A 411-nucleotide genomic window follows, 5' to 3' on the forward strand; every position below is an offset into this window, starting at 1 on the left:
GCCCAAAAGCGCCATCCACGTGAACCCAAGCATTTACATTCTTTGCTTGCTTTATCAGTGGCTCGAAAAGATCAAACTCTCCGGTATTTACTTCGCCTGCCTGTAAACAAAGAATCGTGCGACTATCAATTCTCGGCAGTTTTTCCGGTTCAATTCTTCCGTATTGGTCAACCGGAGCGAACGTGATATCACGCTCGCCAAACCCCAGTACTCTGAGCGCTTTTTTGACCGTCACGTGGACATTTTGAGGAAGAACAACTCGAATCTCGGGCGCTCCCGCCAAACCCTGGGTATCTAAATTCCAGTCTTGACGCTTGAGCAGTTCACGTCTTGCTACTGACAAACACCCAAGGGCACAAGTCGATGCAGAGGTTCCGAAATTCACTGCACTTTCCCGCGGTAAGTCTAAGA

The 411-nt window shown here is 48.9% G+C and carries 1 pseudogene; it reads right to left on the bottom strand.

Annotated elements, in window-relative coordinates:
- Positions 1–385 (bottom strand): annotated as a pseudogene (locus tag ETC00_RS20110) (pyridoxal phosphate-dependent decarboxylase family protein); the annotation flags it as partial.
- Positions 386–411 lie beyond the last annotated feature (26 nt).

It is taken from the genome of Brevibacillus sp. MCWH (assembly GCF_013096935.1).
Classification (GTDB): domain Bacteria; phylum Bacillota; class Bacilli; order Brevibacillales; family Brevibacillaceae; genus Brevibacillus; species Brevibacillus aydinogluensis.